At 47.2% G+C, this 15,518-nt stretch carries 11 protein-coding genes; 8 read left to right on the top strand and 3 right to left on the bottom strand.

Annotated elements, in window-relative coordinates; all coding sequences use genetic code 11:
• The first annotated feature begins 232 nt into the window (after nucleotides 1-232).
• On the top strand, nucleotides 233-1,420 hold the full coding sequence (locus AC51G0_RS24695) for a dicarboxylate/amino acid:cation symporter (RefSeq protein ID WP_496302201.1): 1,188 nt from the start codon (nucleotides 233-235) through the stop codon (nucleotides 1,418-1,420).
• Between the two features lie 86 nt (nucleotides 1,421-1,506).
• On the top strand, nucleotides 1,507-3,192 hold the full coding sequence (locus AC51G0_RS24690; protein WP_496302200.1) for an NAD-dependent malic enzyme: 1,686 nt from the start codon (nucleotides 1,507-1,509) through the stop codon (nucleotides 3,190-3,192).
• An 80-nt stretch (nucleotides 3,193-3,272) separates the two neighbouring features.
• On the opposite strand, the gene AC51G0_RS24685 is transcribed toward AC51G0_RS24690, so the two are convergent.
• Nucleotides 3,273-3,902 carry a LysE family translocator gene (locus AC51G0_RS24685; RefSeq protein ID WP_496302198.1) on the bottom strand — a complete coding sequence of 210 codons (630 nt, stop codon included), beginning with the start codon at nucleotides 3,900-3,902 and terminating at the stop codon, nucleotides 3,273-3,275.
• Nucleotides 3,903-4,570: 668 nt separating this feature from the next.
• Between AC51G0_RS24685 and AC51G0_RS24680 the strand changes: the two genes are divergently transcribed.
• Entirely contained in the window at nucleotides 4,571-5,794 is a 1,224-nt protein-coding gene (locus AC51G0_RS24680) for a response regulator (protein ID WP_496302196.1), read from the top strand.
• A gap of 36 nt (nucleotides 5,795-5,830) precedes the next feature.
• On the opposite strand, the gene AC51G0_RS24675 is transcribed toward AC51G0_RS24680, so the two are convergent.
• Nucleotides 5,831-6,010 (bottom strand): hypothetical protein, encoded by a 180-nt coding sequence (locus AC51G0_RS24675; RefSeq protein ID WP_496302194.1) that lies wholly within the window; start codon nucleotides 6,008-6,010, stop codon nucleotides 5,831-5,833.
• A gap of 278 nt (nucleotides 6,011-6,288) precedes the next feature.
• Here AC51G0_RS24675 and AC51G0_RS24670 point away from each other — a divergent pair, with 278 nt between their 5' ends.
• Together AC51G0_RS24670 and AC51G0_RS24665 are read left to right on the top strand one after the other, a co-directional pair.
• Nucleotides 6,289-8,121, top strand: coding sequence for an ABC transporter ATP-binding protein (locus tag AC51G0_RS24670; RefSeq protein WP_496302192.1), 1,833 nt, complete (start codon nucleotides 6,289-6,291; stop codon nucleotides 8,119-8,121).
• Between the two features lie 191 nt (nucleotides 8,122-8,312).
• Nucleotides 8,313-8,762 (top strand): DUF3429 domain-containing protein, encoded by a 450-nt coding sequence (locus AC51G0_RS24665; protein WP_496302190.1) that lies wholly within the window; start codon nucleotides 8,313-8,315, stop codon nucleotides 8,760-8,762.
• Nucleotides 8,763-8,807: 45 nt separating this feature from the next.
• Here AC51G0_RS24665 and AC51G0_RS24660 read toward each other — a convergent pair whose 3' ends face one another.
• Nucleotides 8,808-9,299, bottom strand: a complete 492-nt coding sequence (locus tag AC51G0_RS24660; protein WP_496302188.1) for a hypothetical protein — start codon at nucleotides 9,297-9,299, stop codon at nucleotides 8,808-8,810.
• Nucleotides 9,300-9,756: 457 nt separating this feature from the next.
• On the opposite strand from AC51G0_RS24660, the gene nosR reads away from it, so the two are divergent.
• The 3 genes from nosR to AC51G0_RS24645 all read left to right on the top strand — a co-directional run bounded on the left by nosR (nucleotide 9,757) and on the right by AC51G0_RS24645 (nucleotide 15,515).
• Nucleotides 9,757-11,889 carry a transcriptional regulator NosR gene (gene nosR / locus AC51G0_RS24655; RefSeq protein WP_496302187.1) on the top strand — a complete coding sequence of 711 codons (2,133 nt, stop codon included), beginning with the start codon at nucleotides 9,757-9,759 and terminating at the stop codon, nucleotides 11,887-11,889.
• Nucleotides 11,890-12,034: 145 nt separating this feature from the next.
• Complete coding sequence (gene nosZ / locus AC51G0_RS24650) at nucleotides 12,035-13,939, top strand: TAT-dependent nitrous-oxide reductase (protein ID WP_496302185.1); 1,905 nt, start codon at nucleotides 12,035-12,037, stop codon at nucleotides 13,937-13,939.
• Between the two features lie 250 nt (nucleotides 13,940-14,189).
• Entirely contained in the window at nucleotides 14,190-15,515 is a 1,326-nt protein-coding gene (locus AC51G0_RS24645) for a nitrous oxide reductase family maturation protein NosD (RefSeq protein ID WP_496302184.1), read from the top strand.
• Nucleotides 15,516-15,518 lie beyond the last annotated feature (3 nt).

The raw sequence follows: 15,518 nt of genomic DNA, 5'->3' as shown, positions 1-15,518 counted from the left end.
AATTTATCCTGATGCTTTTTAATAACCAAGCCTTTTTTTTCAGCATTTCACATCCATAGCAGATAACCATATTATCCATATGTAACATTATAAAGAACCACTCACTCATTGCATTAACAAATGGGTAGTGAGCGTACAATTAGATTCAATGTTAACCGTTTAATCCCAATTAGAAACAAGCCAACATATTATTATAAGAAACTCGTACCCTAATAAATTAAAGGTCAATAAAATGAACTTAATAATTAAGTTATTGTGTGGAATATTAATAGGCATACTGATGGGTATGTTTGCACCAGAAATAATTGTTCAAGCCCTGATCACTATAAAGTATTTAGTGAGTCAGCTAATTAAATTTACCATCCCCCTACTGATCTTGTTTTACGTCACCAGTGGAATTGCAAGCCTACCAAGAAACTCTGGAAAATTACTCGGAAAGACCGTTGGCCTGGCTTATTTATCGACGCTAGGAGCCGGTATTCTTGCCTTCATGGTAGCCAAGAGCCTATTCCCTATTTTGCTCAGTGGTGCCGGAGATCTTCCTGAAGCCGAAACTGTTCTCACCCCATTTTTAGCGCTTCAGATCCCACCGATCATGAACATCATGACGGCACTAACTGTAGCCTTCATTTTTGGCCTGGGTATTTCCAATACCGGTGCCGAGCAGCTGAAGAAAGTCAGTGATCAGGGACGTGACATCATCGAACTGTTTTTGAATAAAGTCATGATCCCAGCTCTGCCATTTTATATCGCTGGTGTGTTTGCCGATATGACGATCAAAGGCACGGTATTTGCGACCTTGCAAACCTTCAGCCTAGTGCTACTTGCTGTTATCGCCATGCATTGGTTCTGGCTAAGCTTCCAGTTTGTAACCGCTGGTGTTGCCCTGCAGCAGTCGCCGCTAAAGATCCTACGCACCATGATGCCAGCATACTTTACCGCTGTCGGCACCATGTCCTCTGCCGCAACGGTTCCGGTAACCCTGCAGCAGACTAAACGCAATGGCGTATCAAACTCCATTGCCAATTTCGTTGTGCCACTGTGCGCCAACATCCATATGTCTGGCTCGGTGATCAGTATCGCCAGTGTGGCTGTCGCCGTCATTATCATGACGGGTGCAGGCCCGGTACCTAGCCTACTTGAAGCCCTACCGTTTATTGCCATGTTGGGTATCACCATGGTGGCTGCGCCAGGTGCGCCGGGTGGTGCCGTAATGGCCTCTGTCGGCCTACTCGGTTCTATGCTTGGTTTTACCGAAGAGATGATTGCCCTGCAAATAGTACTCCACCTGGCCCAGGACAGCTTTGGTACCGCTTGTAATGTCACAGGTGATGGCGTGATTGCCCTGCTGATTGACAAGGTTTCCGATGCGCCGGAAGAGGTTGAAGAAGGGTTAGTACCTGCAGAAGAGGCTATCTAACCCAGCAAAACTTTCATCACTGGTTATCACAATAAGAGCTGTTTTCGGACAGCTCTTTTTTTAAGAACAATAGGATTCACGGTTACATGTACGAAAACAACAAAACACTATATCTTCCGTATGCAGGCCCAACCCTGCTAGAAAATGCCCTACTCAACAAAGGCAGTGCTTTTTCGCCAGAGGAGAGACAAAACTTCAGCCTGATGGGCCTGCTGCCGGCAACGATTGAATCCATTACCGAGCAGGAAGAACGCGCATACAGCCAATACCAGACATTTAATAATGATCTCGATAAGCACATTTACCTGCGCAACATCCAAGATACCAACGAGACCCTCTACTATCGGTTGATCGTCAACCATATCGAGGAGATGATGCCGATCATCTACACCCCTACAGTTGGCGCTGCCTGTGAGAAATTCTCGAACATTTACCGCCGAGGCCGCGGCCTGTTCCTCGCCTATCCCGAGCGCGGCAATATGGTTGATATTTTAAATAACGCTGCCCGTCAGGACGTAAAAATTATCGTGATCACCGACGGCGAGCGGATCCTTGGCCTAGGAGATCAGGGAATTGGTGGTATGGGCATTCCTATTGGTAAGCTGGCACTGTATACCGCCTGTGGGGGGATCAACCCTGCCAACACGCTACCTATCGTACTGGATGTCGGCACCAACAACACCCAGCGACTGTCCGATCCTATGTATATGGGCTGGCGTCACCCACGTGTTACCGGACAGGAATATGATGATTTTGTCGAAGAAGTCATTCAGGCCGTAAAGAGCCGCTGGCCAAATGCCCTGATCCAGTTCGAAGACTTCGCCCAGAAGAACGCCATGCCGCTGCTTAACCGCTATAAAGATAAAGTGTGTTGTTTTAACGATGACATTCAGGGAACGGCCGCGGTTACCGTAGGCAGCTTGCTTGCTGCCTGTAAAGCGGCAGGTTCAAAACTTTCCGAGCAACGAATCACCTTTGTCGGCGCAGGCTCTGCCGGGTGCGGGATTGCCGAAGCCATTGTTGCCCAGATGACCGCCGAAGGGCTTAGCGACAGCGAAGCCCGTGAGCGGATATTTATGGTTGACCGCTGGGGTCTGCTGACCGACAACATGCAGAACCTTCTCAGCTTCCAACAGAAGCTGGCCCAGAAAAGTACCACGGTCGATCAATGGAATGACACCGATAGCATCTCCCTGATGGATGTGGTCAGCAATGCTAAACCAACGGTTCTGATCGGGGTCTCTGGTGTTCCCGGCCTATTTAGCCAGGAAGTGATCACGGAAATGCATGCCCACTGCAAGCGTCCAATCGTGCTTCCGCTATCAAACCCTACCAGCCGGGTTGAAGCGACACCATCCGACATTATTCGTTGGACAGAAGGCGATGCACTGATCGCAACCGGCAGCCCGTTTGATCCAGTAGCATTTGATGGAAACAGCTACCCCATAGCCCAGTGCAACAATAGCTACATTTTCCCGGGCATTGGCCTTGGCGTGCTGGCTAGCGGTGCTACTCGGGTGACGAATGAAATGCTGATGGAAAGTAGCCGTGCCCTGGCTGAGTGCTCGCCGCTTGCCCAAGATGGACAAGGCGCTCTGCTGCCGCCATTAGAGTCTATCCAGCAGGTCTCGCGCCATATAGCGTTAGCTGTCGCTAAAAAAGCCGTCGAGCAGAATAAAGCGCCAAAACGCACCGACGAGCAACTACTCGAGAAAATCGAAGCTACTTTCTGGGAACCGGAATATTTGAAGTACAAACGAACTGCCCTGTAGCGGCTGACCTCAAATCATTTACCCTGAAACAGAGAACCCTCATAGCGTGAGGGTTCTTCGTATTACCACAAGTAGAACGGTTAACTTGCCATAATTTTTATCCCAAAGAGGGTAAACAAGCCACCAGTCAGGTAGTCAATCATGTTGGCTGATTTGCGGTAAAACTGCTGTGCTGGCGGTGTTGAGAACACAGCAACCAGAAGCAAATGCCAGACCAACGTGATCCCTCCCATCAACGCCATACTCATCAGCGTTAACTCTGCGGTCATCGAAGCTGGCATCGCAACAGAAAACAAACTAACCACAAACAGCCCTGTTTTAGGGTTTAGGATGCTCGTCACAAATGATAGGCGAAATAGCTGCAAGGGAGAAAGAAGGCTGATTGCTTCTCCTGTCTGTATCCCCTGCATGTTTTGCTTTCTGGCGGCAAGCATACGCGATACCCCGAGGTACAACAGGTACAGGCCCCCCAAAAGCTTCATCGCGGTAAACAACCAGGGAAATGTCTTTAATATAATTAACACGCCGGAAGCCCCCAGTGCGCCCCAAACCATCACGGCAGCACTCACACCAATAGCAGACCAAACGGCTAACTGGCGCTTAAAACGCAGTGCCGTATTCATAGTCAGCAGCACATTGGCACCCGGCGTGATCGACGCCAGCACCCAGATGATTAATATATGAGAAGCAACATCCAAATAGCTTGCCATTCTGAAATGTCCATTTATCAGCAGATATCATATTGAGTAAATTAGCACAGACAATACAGCTACCATATTCAAATTTAGCGGCCTAAAAATTTAACTGATAACCTCGCACTTGTTTTTTCTATTGTAATCAAAGTGAGTGAGCCCCCATCCCACTACTGATAGAGTTATTATTTAATATCTAAAATTAACTTCTTTCACCAATTTTTTCTTTATCTTTTTATCGCTAAATACTTTATAAATTCAACATTCACCTTCTTATCAGCGAACATTATTAATTGGCAGGCTAAATGCTTTAGCACAAACAAATAATGCAACTTTTGCACTTACCAACACAATTTACCTCAGAGGAATATACACCAAACAACAAATGCCACATCGCCATACACTCAAGCAATGGTTAAGGCGCGTCAAATTTGGATTGTAAATACAAAAGACTCTTATAATTCAACTACAAATCAAGTTTTAATCTTGATATATAACCCTTATAGAATAAAAGGTTATAACATGATTCACAAACAGTTATCATTCCTGGTTTGTTAATAGCGCTAGTGTTGATGGTGCCAAATGCTATAAACGCATACAGATATTTGTATCTATTTACAAAATGGATCATAATACGCCGCCAAGTCAGCTCAACAATTAGGCTGCGCTCCCGAAGGTTGTGGTAAATGGAACAGAAAGTACTAGTCGTAGAAGATAGCCGACCTTTTCGACGTATTATTGAAATTGAACTAAGAAAAGCAGGTTTCACTCCTGTTCTTACGAATAATATTGCTGAAGCTGAAAAAGTACTCGATGAAAGTACCGACTTTTTGTGCGCTATTCTTGACTACTGCCTGCCAGACGGACAAGACGGCGAAATAATTGATGTTTGCCTCTCTGTCGATATTAAAGTAATCGTACTGACCGCTTTAATGGATGATATGACTCGGGAAAGAGTGCTGGCCAAAACGGTGATCGACTATATCCCGAAAGACAGCCCAACCTGTATTTCGTCAATTATTCCTATTCTTAAACGGCTCGAAAATAATAGTAGCCATAAAGTACTGGTCGTCGACGACTCTGTAACCGCCAGACGCTATATACGCAGCCTGCTGGAACGCCAGTACCTGACGGTAGTCGAGGCTTGCAATGGCGCTCAGGCCTTAGAGGTGATCAACGAGAAAAAGGATATTACCTTGGTGATCACAGACTATTCGATGCCGGAACGTGATGGTGTCAGCTTGATCAAAGAGCTGCGTAAAACCCACCGGCCGGGACAACTTGCTGCAATAGGCCTGTCAGCCAGTGACGAAGCCGCATTAACCGCCAAGTTCCTAAAAGCCGGAGCCAACGACTTCCTGAAAAAACCATTCAACCAAGAAGAATTTTACTGTCGCCTGCACAGCACCCTTAACATTCTTGATTCTGAACGACGCCTCTACCACCTGGCGAACCAAGACTACCTGACCCAGACTTGGAACCGCCGTTACTTTTTTGATCACTCGCTCGTTCGGCATCATAAAGGGCCGCGCTGTTTGGCCCTGCTAGATATTGACTACTTTAAAACACTTAACGACACTTACGGGCATCATATCGGTGATATGGTGTTAATTGAGCTGGCCAATACACTACATAACTTTTTTCCGGATGCACTGGTAGCCCGATTTGGCGGCGAAGAATTCTGTGTGCTTTATGGTAATTCATCGCACGTATTCCACCAGCGCCTCAAGGCTCTGATAGAAGAGATTGCCAACTCTAAGCTCAATATTCTAAGCAACACCATTCAATACACTATCAGTCTTGGTGTCGTTAATGCCGATGCCAATATTCATGAACTGATCCGCCGTGCCGATACATGCCTATACCAGGCAAAATCTGCCGGGCGTAATCAAATGGTACTGGAAGGATGAAAATGACACTGCCATCAGATTGCACTGATGGCTTTATTAGATATCTACTGACATCTTAAAATAAGGGATGTCACCTTTGTAAGAACGCCCACCATAATGCTTCCCCTCATCATCTTCTGGCACCCTGCAGAATGTAATTGGCTGATCAGGCCAAAGTACCTGATGGCGGACCGGAAGAGTTTGCTCTGCAGTAATACGTTCGATCTTCACAACCATTATTCTCCAATATCTCTTATCAACATTTAGGAAGCAAAATTAGGCAAGCTCTAGGTAGAATTGGGGCTTACCCCTAACATCATCAAAATGTACAATAGATATACATCACGGGCATATATCGCGCTACCGCTTCTGATATAGTAACCCCACCATACCTAAAACAAATACTTTAGCCTTTTACAAACTGCTATTGACTGTAAAATCGCCACCTCTAAGACGAACAACCGTATTGACCGGCTTTAGCCGTTACTGAATAGCTCGACTGGAAACATCATTCTATGTACAAACGTTTTGAAAAGCTGTCATCAGCGTTTCCCCCACATGAACCCGAACAACCGCCTAACGGCTTATTTGCTTTCTGCCGCTACTACACCCGCGGATTTGAACGTCCACTCATCGCAATGTCCATTCTGAGTGCGCTTATCGCCATTGTCGAAGTCTCCCTGTTTGGCTTTATGGGGCAACTGGTCGATTGGCTAGCGACCCATAATCCGGATACGTTTTGGGCAGAAGAAGGCGGCAAGCTGATGGGCATGGGGCTGCTGGTTGTCATTGTTGTTCCCCTGCTGATTATTCTGCATTCGCTGATAGTCCACCAAACTCTGCTTGGCAACTATCCGATGTCTATCCGCTGGATGGCACACCGCTACCTGCTGCGCCAGAGTATTTCGTTCTACCAGGATGAATTTGCGGGCCGCATTGCGACCAAAGTGATGCAAACGGCACTTTCGGTACGGGAAACGGTGATGAAACTGCTCGATGTGCTGGTCTACATTTCCGTCTATTTCACCTCCATGGTGGTGATGATTGGCCAATCGGATTTACGCCTGATGCTGCCGATGCTGGTTTGGCTGGCTGCCTACATAGGTATCCAGCTACGCTATGTGCCAAAACTCAAACATATCGCAACCGAACAGGCCGATGCCCGTTCGATGATGACGGGCCGTATCGTAGACAGCTACACCAATATTTCAACCGTCAAGCTGTTCTCCCATACCAACCGCGAAACTGAATATGCCGAACAAGGCATGAGCGGCTTCATGGATACAGTTTATCGCCAGATGCGCCTGGTGACGGGTTTCAACATCTCGGTTGAAGCCATTAACTATTTGTTGGTTTTTGCTATTGCTGGCCTATCAATCTGGCTCTGGATGGACGCGGCAATCACCATTGGGGCAATTGCCATCGCAGTCAGCCTGGCATTGCGTATCAATGGGATGTCTAAATGGATCATGTGGGAAGTCGGCGGCCTATTTGAGAATATCGGTACTGTTGTCGATGGCATGAAAACGCTAGCACAACCTGTGGCGATCGAAGACAAACCCAATGCACCTAAGCTAGATGTGCACAAAGGCGGCATCCAGTTTGACGATGTATGCTTCCATTATGGTGAAGACAAAGGGGTGATTGAAAAGCTGAACCTGAACATCAAGCCCGGTGAGAAAGTTGGCTTGGTTGGGCGTTCAGGGGCTGGTAAATCGACCATGGTCAACCTGCTGATGCGTTTTTACGATGTGGAATCCGGCACAATCAAAATCGATGGCCAGAATATTGCTGAAGTTACCCAGAACTCACTGCGCGGACAAATCGGCATGGTAACACAGGACACTTCGCTGTTGCATCGTTCGATCCGTGACAACATTCTGTACAGCAACCCGGATGCCACAGAAGCTGACTTGCTGGCTGCTACCCAAAAAGCCCATGCACACGAGTTTATCTCGACCCTGACCGACCCTCACGGCAACACCGGTTACGATGCCCAAGTAGGTGAGCGCGGGGTGAAACTGTCAGGCGGCCAGCGCCAGCGCGTGGCGATTTCCCGGGTGCTGCTAAAGAATGCTCCAATCCTCATTCTGGATGAAGCTACATCGGCACTCGACTCTGAAGTCGAAGCGGCTATTCAGGAAAGCTTGTACCAGTTGATGGAAGGCAAAACAGTTATTGCTATTGCCCACCGGTTGTCCACGATTGCGGCAATGGATCGCTTGATTGTGCTTGATCAGGGTAAGGTGGTCGAACAGGGCTCGCACCAGGAGCTCATAGAGCATGATGGCATTTATGCCCAGCTCTGGGAGCATCAGACTGGCGGGTTTATTGCCAGCGAGGTATAGACCTAACCCTCCCCTTGGAAAATGGGGAGGGAACTAAAAGCCTGCGAATTGTTAGTATAAGCACGTGATTCAACATGACCAAAGAATGCTCCTCCCCCTTTTCAAGAGGACTACTGGGAGGGGGTTAAAGCTCTGCTATGCTTTGAAAGCGCCTTTCTTTTCAATGTCATTTCTTTTGCAGGGAGAACCCCATGGAGCAATCACCAGACAAGATCATGGCCCGGCTCGCCTACCTCGGCCTACTACCATTTATTATCAGTATTCTCTGTATCTGGGCCGACAAAACCCTATTTGGCTTGAGTGCACAAAAAGTGTTTATAGCCTATAGTGCGGTCATATTGAGCTTTCTTGCGGGGATATTGTGGGGGAATGCAATCGACCATATCAAACACAAACTCAGCCGTAATGCCCTGGTCCTCAGCATCCTATTTTCCCTCATTGCCTGGGGCGTCCTGCTGCACGCTCCTGAAAACTACGTGGCTTCCATACTGGTGCTGCTATTTGGTTTTGTTGCGGTATGGTTTGCTGAAATGAAAATTCGTCAAGTCGAAAAGGAAAAAAAACCAGAGGGTTACCAACCTATGCGTAATCGCCTAACGGGAATTGTGGCCTTGATACACTTAGTGGCACTGGCAAGCTGACGAGGTACTATCTTCAGCTTGCCCGTTATTAAAGAGGGCTTTCTCCTAGCCTGCAATCAAGCTAAAACTGATCACCTCAAGGGATTGCGGATGGATAACCTGCACTTCATTCGGCGTGTATTGCTTCACAACAATGTGGCCGCTCTTGGGAATAACATGTTTTGCCGAGCCGATAACATGGTGGGCCTTGAAAGCTTGGCCTGTTATGTTCAGCACACCTGTAACAGCCCCCTCAGAATGATCATTGGCATTGGGATTCACCGAGAGAACAAAGCCACCACTCTCATTGACCTTCAAGATGAAGTGATGATTTTTGCTACTATAGGCTTCCCAAGTACCTACAGGCATAGGAATGCTCTCCAAGCTTGAATAATGGAGGTACAGGTTTTTGTATTCCTCGCTTTCAGGCCGGTACTTAGCGGTCAAAAACTTGTACTTTGGCTCTCCACTGTCTGGTTCAGGCGCATCTTGTAATACAAAAAAGCCGACAACCCCAAGCAAAGCGATAGCGATTAAGAATTGAAAAAAGCGGATCACCACGGTTCCTTTTGATATCCGTTCAACACAGCAGGTAGTGGATCATCATCCACATTGCTTTAACTCATTTTATTTCGGTTGAACACAAAATTTCTTTAGCCAGACAGCGAAAATAACGCAGCTCGCAGCCTGATCCCATAATCGAGCATAGAGTGCCACACTCTGGCTATAAATGGATATATGCAACTGCCATTGATATTCATAACAATGTGCCCTGAATCACTAATCACCATCAACAAAGCACTTACGTCACTTTCTCAGCCACTACTCAACCATAAGCTGAGTAATTAATTGCACGCATTGCAAATAATACCTCTGCAAGACATGTCACAGTTTGTTTATACAAATGTAATAACATATGAAGAAATTGATCTTAATCATGTGCACCCATCAAAGTTGCATTTAATATGCGACTTTAGGTGGTAACTTAGGTAAAGCAGTACCTGGGAGTTCATTGGTGAAAACATCCAACATATTCAGTACTATGATTTTTCGTGTGATCTTACTCATTTCGCTCTTTGTTGGAGGTATCACACCGGCAAGCGCTCTGTTTGTTAGCCCACCGAAAGATCCTATTCCCCTGATCAAAGAAACTTTTCCCGGTGCAACAAAAATTGCAGACAAGGAAGGGGAGCCCCCTGTCTGGCGTATCTATAACGATCAAGAGATCATTGGCTACGCCTTTGAAACCAATGACATCGCCAACATTCCTGCCTATTCCGGCGAGCCGGTCAATATGCTGGTGGCTATCGACCCGAAAGGTAACTACCTGACAGCCAAGGTTCTCGAACACCATGAACCAATTATTCTAGCGGGTATTCCGGAGACAAAACTATGGGGATTTGCTGATCAGTACACCGGGCTATCTGTGAAAGACAGAATCAAAGTCGGTGGCAATAAAAATGAGGGTTATGTCGCGGTTGACGGCCTGTCCGGTGCGACAGTAACAGTGATGGTAATGAATGTAGCTGTGACCAAAGCAGCGACAAAAGTGGCCCAGGCACTCGGCATTATTAAGAAACAACAAACTATCATCCAGCCACCTTCAACCATTCATCAAGACCAGTTTGAAAAAGCAGACTGGCTCCAGTTAACGGGTGACGGCTCAATACGAAAGCTCTATCTGACCAATGCAAAAATTGATGAAGCCTTTGTTGGCACAGTAGCCGAGCATATTGATAATGCCCCGGCTGATGAAAAACAGGAGATGTTTGCCGAAATCTACTTTGCACTTGCCGACGTGCCCACTATCGGCCGAAACCTGTTCGGTGATGCCGACTACGAATGGTTAATGAAATCACTAAAGCCGGGTGAACATCTTGTGGCAGTGCTGGGCAACGGTTACTCGTTTAAAGGCTCGGGTTATGTTCGTGGCGGGATCTTCGATCGCATCCAAATCCACCAGAGTGATAATGAAGTTTCATTTCGTGACCTCGACCATAACCGCATTACCGATCTCTACATAGACGGCGCACCAAGATTTAAGGAGATGTCAGTATTTCGGGTACAGGCGCACCACGAACTTGACCCGGGGGCAAGCTGGCAGCTTGAGCTGCTGGTAAGGCGCCAGACTGGCCCTGTGGACAGCATTTTTACCAGCTTCAAGGGCCGTTATGACATGCTGGAAAAGTATGTCGACACCCCACCAGCCATTGTGCCAGAACCAGAATTATCACTGACTCAACAGGTATGGAAAGAACGTCAGGTCGAGGTCGTGATACTCCTTATCCTGCTGGGCGTATTACTGATGATCTTGTTCTTCCAGGACATACTGGTTCGCCACCCTACCTTTATGCATAACCTGCGTCATGGCTTCCTGGCTGTCACAGTGGTGTTTATCGGCTGGTCATGGGGCGGACAGCTGTCTGTGGTGAATGTCTTCACCTTTTTACAGGCACTGATGAGCGATTTTTCCTGGGATTTATTCCTGTTGGATCCGATTATCTTCATTCTGTGGTGTGCTGCGGCAGTTACCATTTTGCTGTGGGGCCGCGCTGTGTACTGCGGCTGGCTGTGCCCGTTTGGCGCCTTGCAAGAGCTGGTCAATCAATTTGCCCGTCACTTTAAAATCCCTCAGTTCGAATTGCCGTATGCCGTGCATGAACGTTTGTGGGCTATTAAGTATATAATATTGCTGGGTTTATTCGGCATCTCACTCGACTCGCTTGCAATGGCTGAGCAGTTTGCCGAAATCGAACCGTTTAAAACCACCTTCTTACTGAAGTTTGATCGTGAGTGGCCGTTTATCGCCTGGGCTGCATTCTTGATCTTGCTAAATCTGTTTAACCGAAAAACGTTCTGTCGTTACCTATGCCCGCTGGGTGCTGCACTGTCGGTTACCAACAACGTACGCCTGTTTAACTGGCTCAAACGTCGTCCTGACTGTGGCACCCCATGTAAGACATGTGCGAAAGAGTGTGAAATCCAGGCAATCCAGCCCGATGGCGTGATCAATATGCGTGAATGTCATTATTGCCTGGACTGCCAGGTCACCTATTACAACGAAGAAAAATGTCCGCCGCTGAAAAAACTGGCACGTAAAAAACGCCGTGACAAACAGCAGGATATTCCAGTCGTTGTTACCGAGTAAGTGCCGAATAATAGATATCGAGTAACTATCGAATAGTTACGAAATAACGTGAAAACAAGAAGAAATACATAACACCTGATATACGTGGCACTGCACATATTAATAATAGTGATCACGTAATTTATAACGGTATGGAGAGCCAACCATGAGTGATAACAAAAACAATGATCTGATAGAGCAAGCTAACCAGGAAACGTTGCCAAACGAAGAGCGACGTAAGTTTTTCGGTAAAACTGCCGCTATCGGTCTGGGCGCGGCGGTTGCTCCAATGTCAGCAGCAATGTTTGCTTCAATGGCGCAAGCCAAGGCAGCAGAAGCCGGTAATAGCCCGTTTGTTCACCCTGGTGACCTAGATGAATACTATGGTTTCTGGAGTGGTGGCCATTCCGGTGAAGTGCGTATTATGGGTTTGCCATCGATGCGTGAATTAATGCGTATCCCTGTATTTAACGTTGATAGTGCAACGGGATGGGGCCTAACCAACGAAAGTAAGCGTATCAAGGGCGACAGTGTCGATATGCTGGCGGGGGATTCCCACCACCCTCATATGAGTATGACTGATGGTAGATACGACGGTAAGTATGTTTTCATTAACGACAAGGCCAACAGCCGAGTTGCCCGTATCCGTTGTGATGTGATGAAAACAGACAAAATGATCACGATCCCGAATGTTCAGGCTATCCACGGTTTACGTGTTCAGAAGGTGCCTGAAACCAAGTACGTGATCTGTAACGGCGAATTTGAAATTCCAATGAACAATGACGGCAAGTCGTCACTTGAAGATGTCAGCACCTACCGTTCACTGTTTAACGTGATTGATGCCGAAAAGATGGAAGTGGCTTTCCAGGTGATGGTCGATGGTAACCTCGATAACACAGATGCAGACTACGACGGTAAGTACTTCGCTTCAACCTGCTATAACTCTGAAATGGGGATGAACCTGGGCGAGATGATCACCGCAGAGCGTGACCACGTAGTTATCTTCAACCTGGCGCGCTGTGAAGCAGCTCTGAAAGCAGGCAAGTTCAAGACTTACAATGGCAATGATATTCCTGTTCTTGATGGCCGTAAAGGTTCAGACCTAACACGCTACGTTCCGGTACCTAAGTCTCCGCATGGACTGAACACATCGCCAAGCGGCAAGTACTTTGTTGCTAACGGTAAACTTTCGCCAACAGTTTCTGTTATTGCAATCAATAAGCTAGACGCTCTGTTCGACGACAAAATCAAGCCGCGTGACACAATCGTTGCAGAGCCGGAGCTAGGCCTCGGTCCTCTACATACTGCCTTTGATAACCGTGGCAATGCCTACACGACTTTGTTCCTTGATAGCCAGATTGCCAAGTGGAATGTTGAAGATGCCATCAAGGCTTATAACGGCGAGAAAGTTAACTACATCCGCCAGAAGCTAGACGTGCATTACCAGCCTGGCCACAACCATACGTCTCAGGGTGAAACCCGAGATGCTGATGGCAAATGGCTAATATCTCTGTGTAAGTTCTCCAAAGACCGCTTCCTGCCAGTCGGTCCACTACGTCCTGAAAATGATCAGCTGATTGATATCTCCGGCGATGAAATGAAACTGGTTCATGACGGCCCGACTTATGCCGAACCGCATGACTGTATGATCGTTCACCGTAGCAAGGTCAAACCTAAAAAACTGTGGACACGTGATGATCCTATCTTCGCAGAAACAGTGGCCATGGCGAAAAAAGATGGTGTCGATGTGATGACCCAGAATAAGGTGATTCGTGACGGCAACAAAGTGCGTGTTTACATGACATCGGTTGCACCGAACTTCGGGCTCAATGAATTCAAGGTCAAGCTGGGTGATGAGGTTACTATGGTTGTCACCAACCTCGACATGGTGGAAGACGTAACCCACGGTTTCTGTATGACTAACCATGGCGTTCAGATGGAAATTGCTCCTCAGGCAACAGCATCCATTACCTTTATTGCCAATAAACCTGGTGTTCAGTGGTACTACTGTAACTGGTTCTGTCACGCGCTACACATGGAAATGCGTGGCCGTATGCTGGTTGAGGCCTAACCCGCTAATCCGGTATAGGAAGAACTGCAATACCAATCGGGATAAGTAAGTGTTCAAATACTTATGCTGATTGGTATAACCTAACTGATAAAGTGCCAGCCGGCCTGGCACTTTATTCTCACTCTTTATCAGCACAATAATCCCCTATGTATCTATAGTCTGGAGCCTCCTTATTTCGAGCCTTACTATTTTTGAACCATCTCTATGCAAAGACTATGCGTTAAAGATTATGCAGGAAATTAAACAGCCGATGATGAAACCAATAATAGCTCTGCTCACTCTGCTCTGTTTCCAGCCCGTCGCATTGGCTAAAACCTTACAGGTGACAACCAACGACAACTTGCAGGCAGTGCTGGATTCTGCCTCAAATGGCGATGTCGTCTCGTTGGCTGCCGGCGAATATTCAGGGAACTTTATCCTTCGCCATGCCATCTCCCTGACGGGTAATAATACCGCCACCATCAACGCGGGCGGACAGGGGCATGCTCTGCGGCTAAAAAGCTCAAACATCCTAATTGAAGATCTAACCATCATTAATTGGGGCAGTGATTTAACCGCGCAAAATTCCGGTATCTATTCTGATAAAAAAGCCAACAACCTGATCATTCGCAATAACAAACTACAGGGCGACGGTTTCGGGATCTGGCTACAGGGCGGAAAACATATCAAGGTTGAAGGCAACGAGGTTGAAGGCAACCCCAAGCTACGTTCAGCCGACAGGGGCAATGGTATTCAACTGTCGAAAGTTGAAGATGTCGAAGTCACAGGCAATACAGTCAGCAAGACCCGTGATGGCCTGTACATCATTGCCAGCCAACACAACGTATTGAAAAACAATACCATGCATGACCTTCGCTATGGGATCCATTATATGTACTCCCACAGCAACCAAGTGCTGGACAACCTGGCCTATAACACCCGGGCAGGATACGCACTGATGAGTTCCCGCAAGCTAACGGTGCATGGCAATGAAAGCCGCAACAGCGAAGATTACGGCTTCTTGATGAACTTTATTACCTATTCCGATATCAGCCACAACCGGATTAAGAACGTCTGGACCAAGCCTGAAAACAAAGTCATGGGGCGTGACGGCAAAGGGTTGTTTGTCTATAACTCGGGCTACAACACTCTCAGCTACAACAGTATCGATACCGCTGAAATCGGTATTCACCTCACGGCCGGCTCTGAAAATGTCAAAGTGTTCGGCAATAGCTTCATCAATAACCCGGTACAGGTAAAGTACGTATCTAACCGAGAGCAAGAGTGGAGCCAAAACGGCATCGGTAACTTCTGGAGTAACTACCTTGGCTGGGATCTAGACAACGATGGCCGCGGGGATACACCTTTCGAGCCCAATGACGGGATCGATAAATTAGTTTGGCAGTATCCGGAGGCCAAGGTATTACTCGATAGCCCGGCTATCTTGATGTTGCGTTGGATACAAAAACAATTTCCGGTACTAAAACCTGCCGGTGTCAAAGACAGCTTTCCATTGATGACAGTACCTTCAGCAACGGAGAACAACGCATTGTCAACAAACAATAAGCGACCTACTAACGACCGAGCTGCGGGGTAACAG

It is taken from the genome of Photobacterium sp. HL06 (genome assembly GCF_059552575.1).
The sequence above is the reverse complement of the archived record's forward strand: the minus strand, read 5'-3'. Positions and strand labels throughout refer to the sequence as shown.

What these genes read in the sequence shown, in the direction of transcription:
- AC51G0_RS24680 (WP_496302196.1), top strand. Translation starts at nt 4,571, where the DNA reads ATGGAACAGAAAGTACTAGTCGTAGAAGATAGCCGACCTTTTCGACGT.
- AC51G0_RS24670 (WP_496302192.1), top strand. Translation starts at nt 6,289, where the DNA reads ATGTACAAACGTTTTGAAAAGCTGTCATCAGCGTTTCCCCCACATGAA.
- AC51G0_RS24675 (WP_496302194.1), bottom strand. Translation starts at nt 6,010, where the DNA reads ATGGTTGTGAAGATCGAACGTATTACTGCAGAGCAAACTCTTCCGGTC.
- AC51G0_RS24665 (WP_496302190.1), top strand. Translation starts at nt 8,313, where the DNA reads ATGGAGCAATCACCAGACAAGATCATGGCCCGGCTCGCCTACCTCGGC.
- AC51G0_RS24685 (WP_496302198.1), bottom strand. Translation starts at nt 3,902, where the DNA reads ATGGCAAGCTATTTGGATGTTGCTTCTCATATATTAATCATCTGGGTG.
- AC51G0_RS24690 (WP_496302200.1), top strand. Translation starts at nt 1,507, where the DNA reads ATGTACGAAAACAACAAAACACTATATCTTCCGTATGCAGGCCCAACC.
- AC51G0_RS24645 (WP_496302184.1), top strand. Translation starts at nt 14,190, where the DNA reads ATGATGAAACCAATAATAGCTCTGCTCACTCTGCTCTGTTTCCAGCCC.
- nosZ (WP_496302185.1), top strand. Translation starts at nt 12,035, where the DNA reads ATGAGTGATAACAAAAACAATGATCTGATAGAGCAAGCTAACCAGGAA.
- AC51G0_RS24695 (WP_496302201.1), top strand. Translation starts at nt 233, where the DNA reads ATGAACTTAATAATTAAGTTATTGTGTGGAATATTAATAGGCATACTG.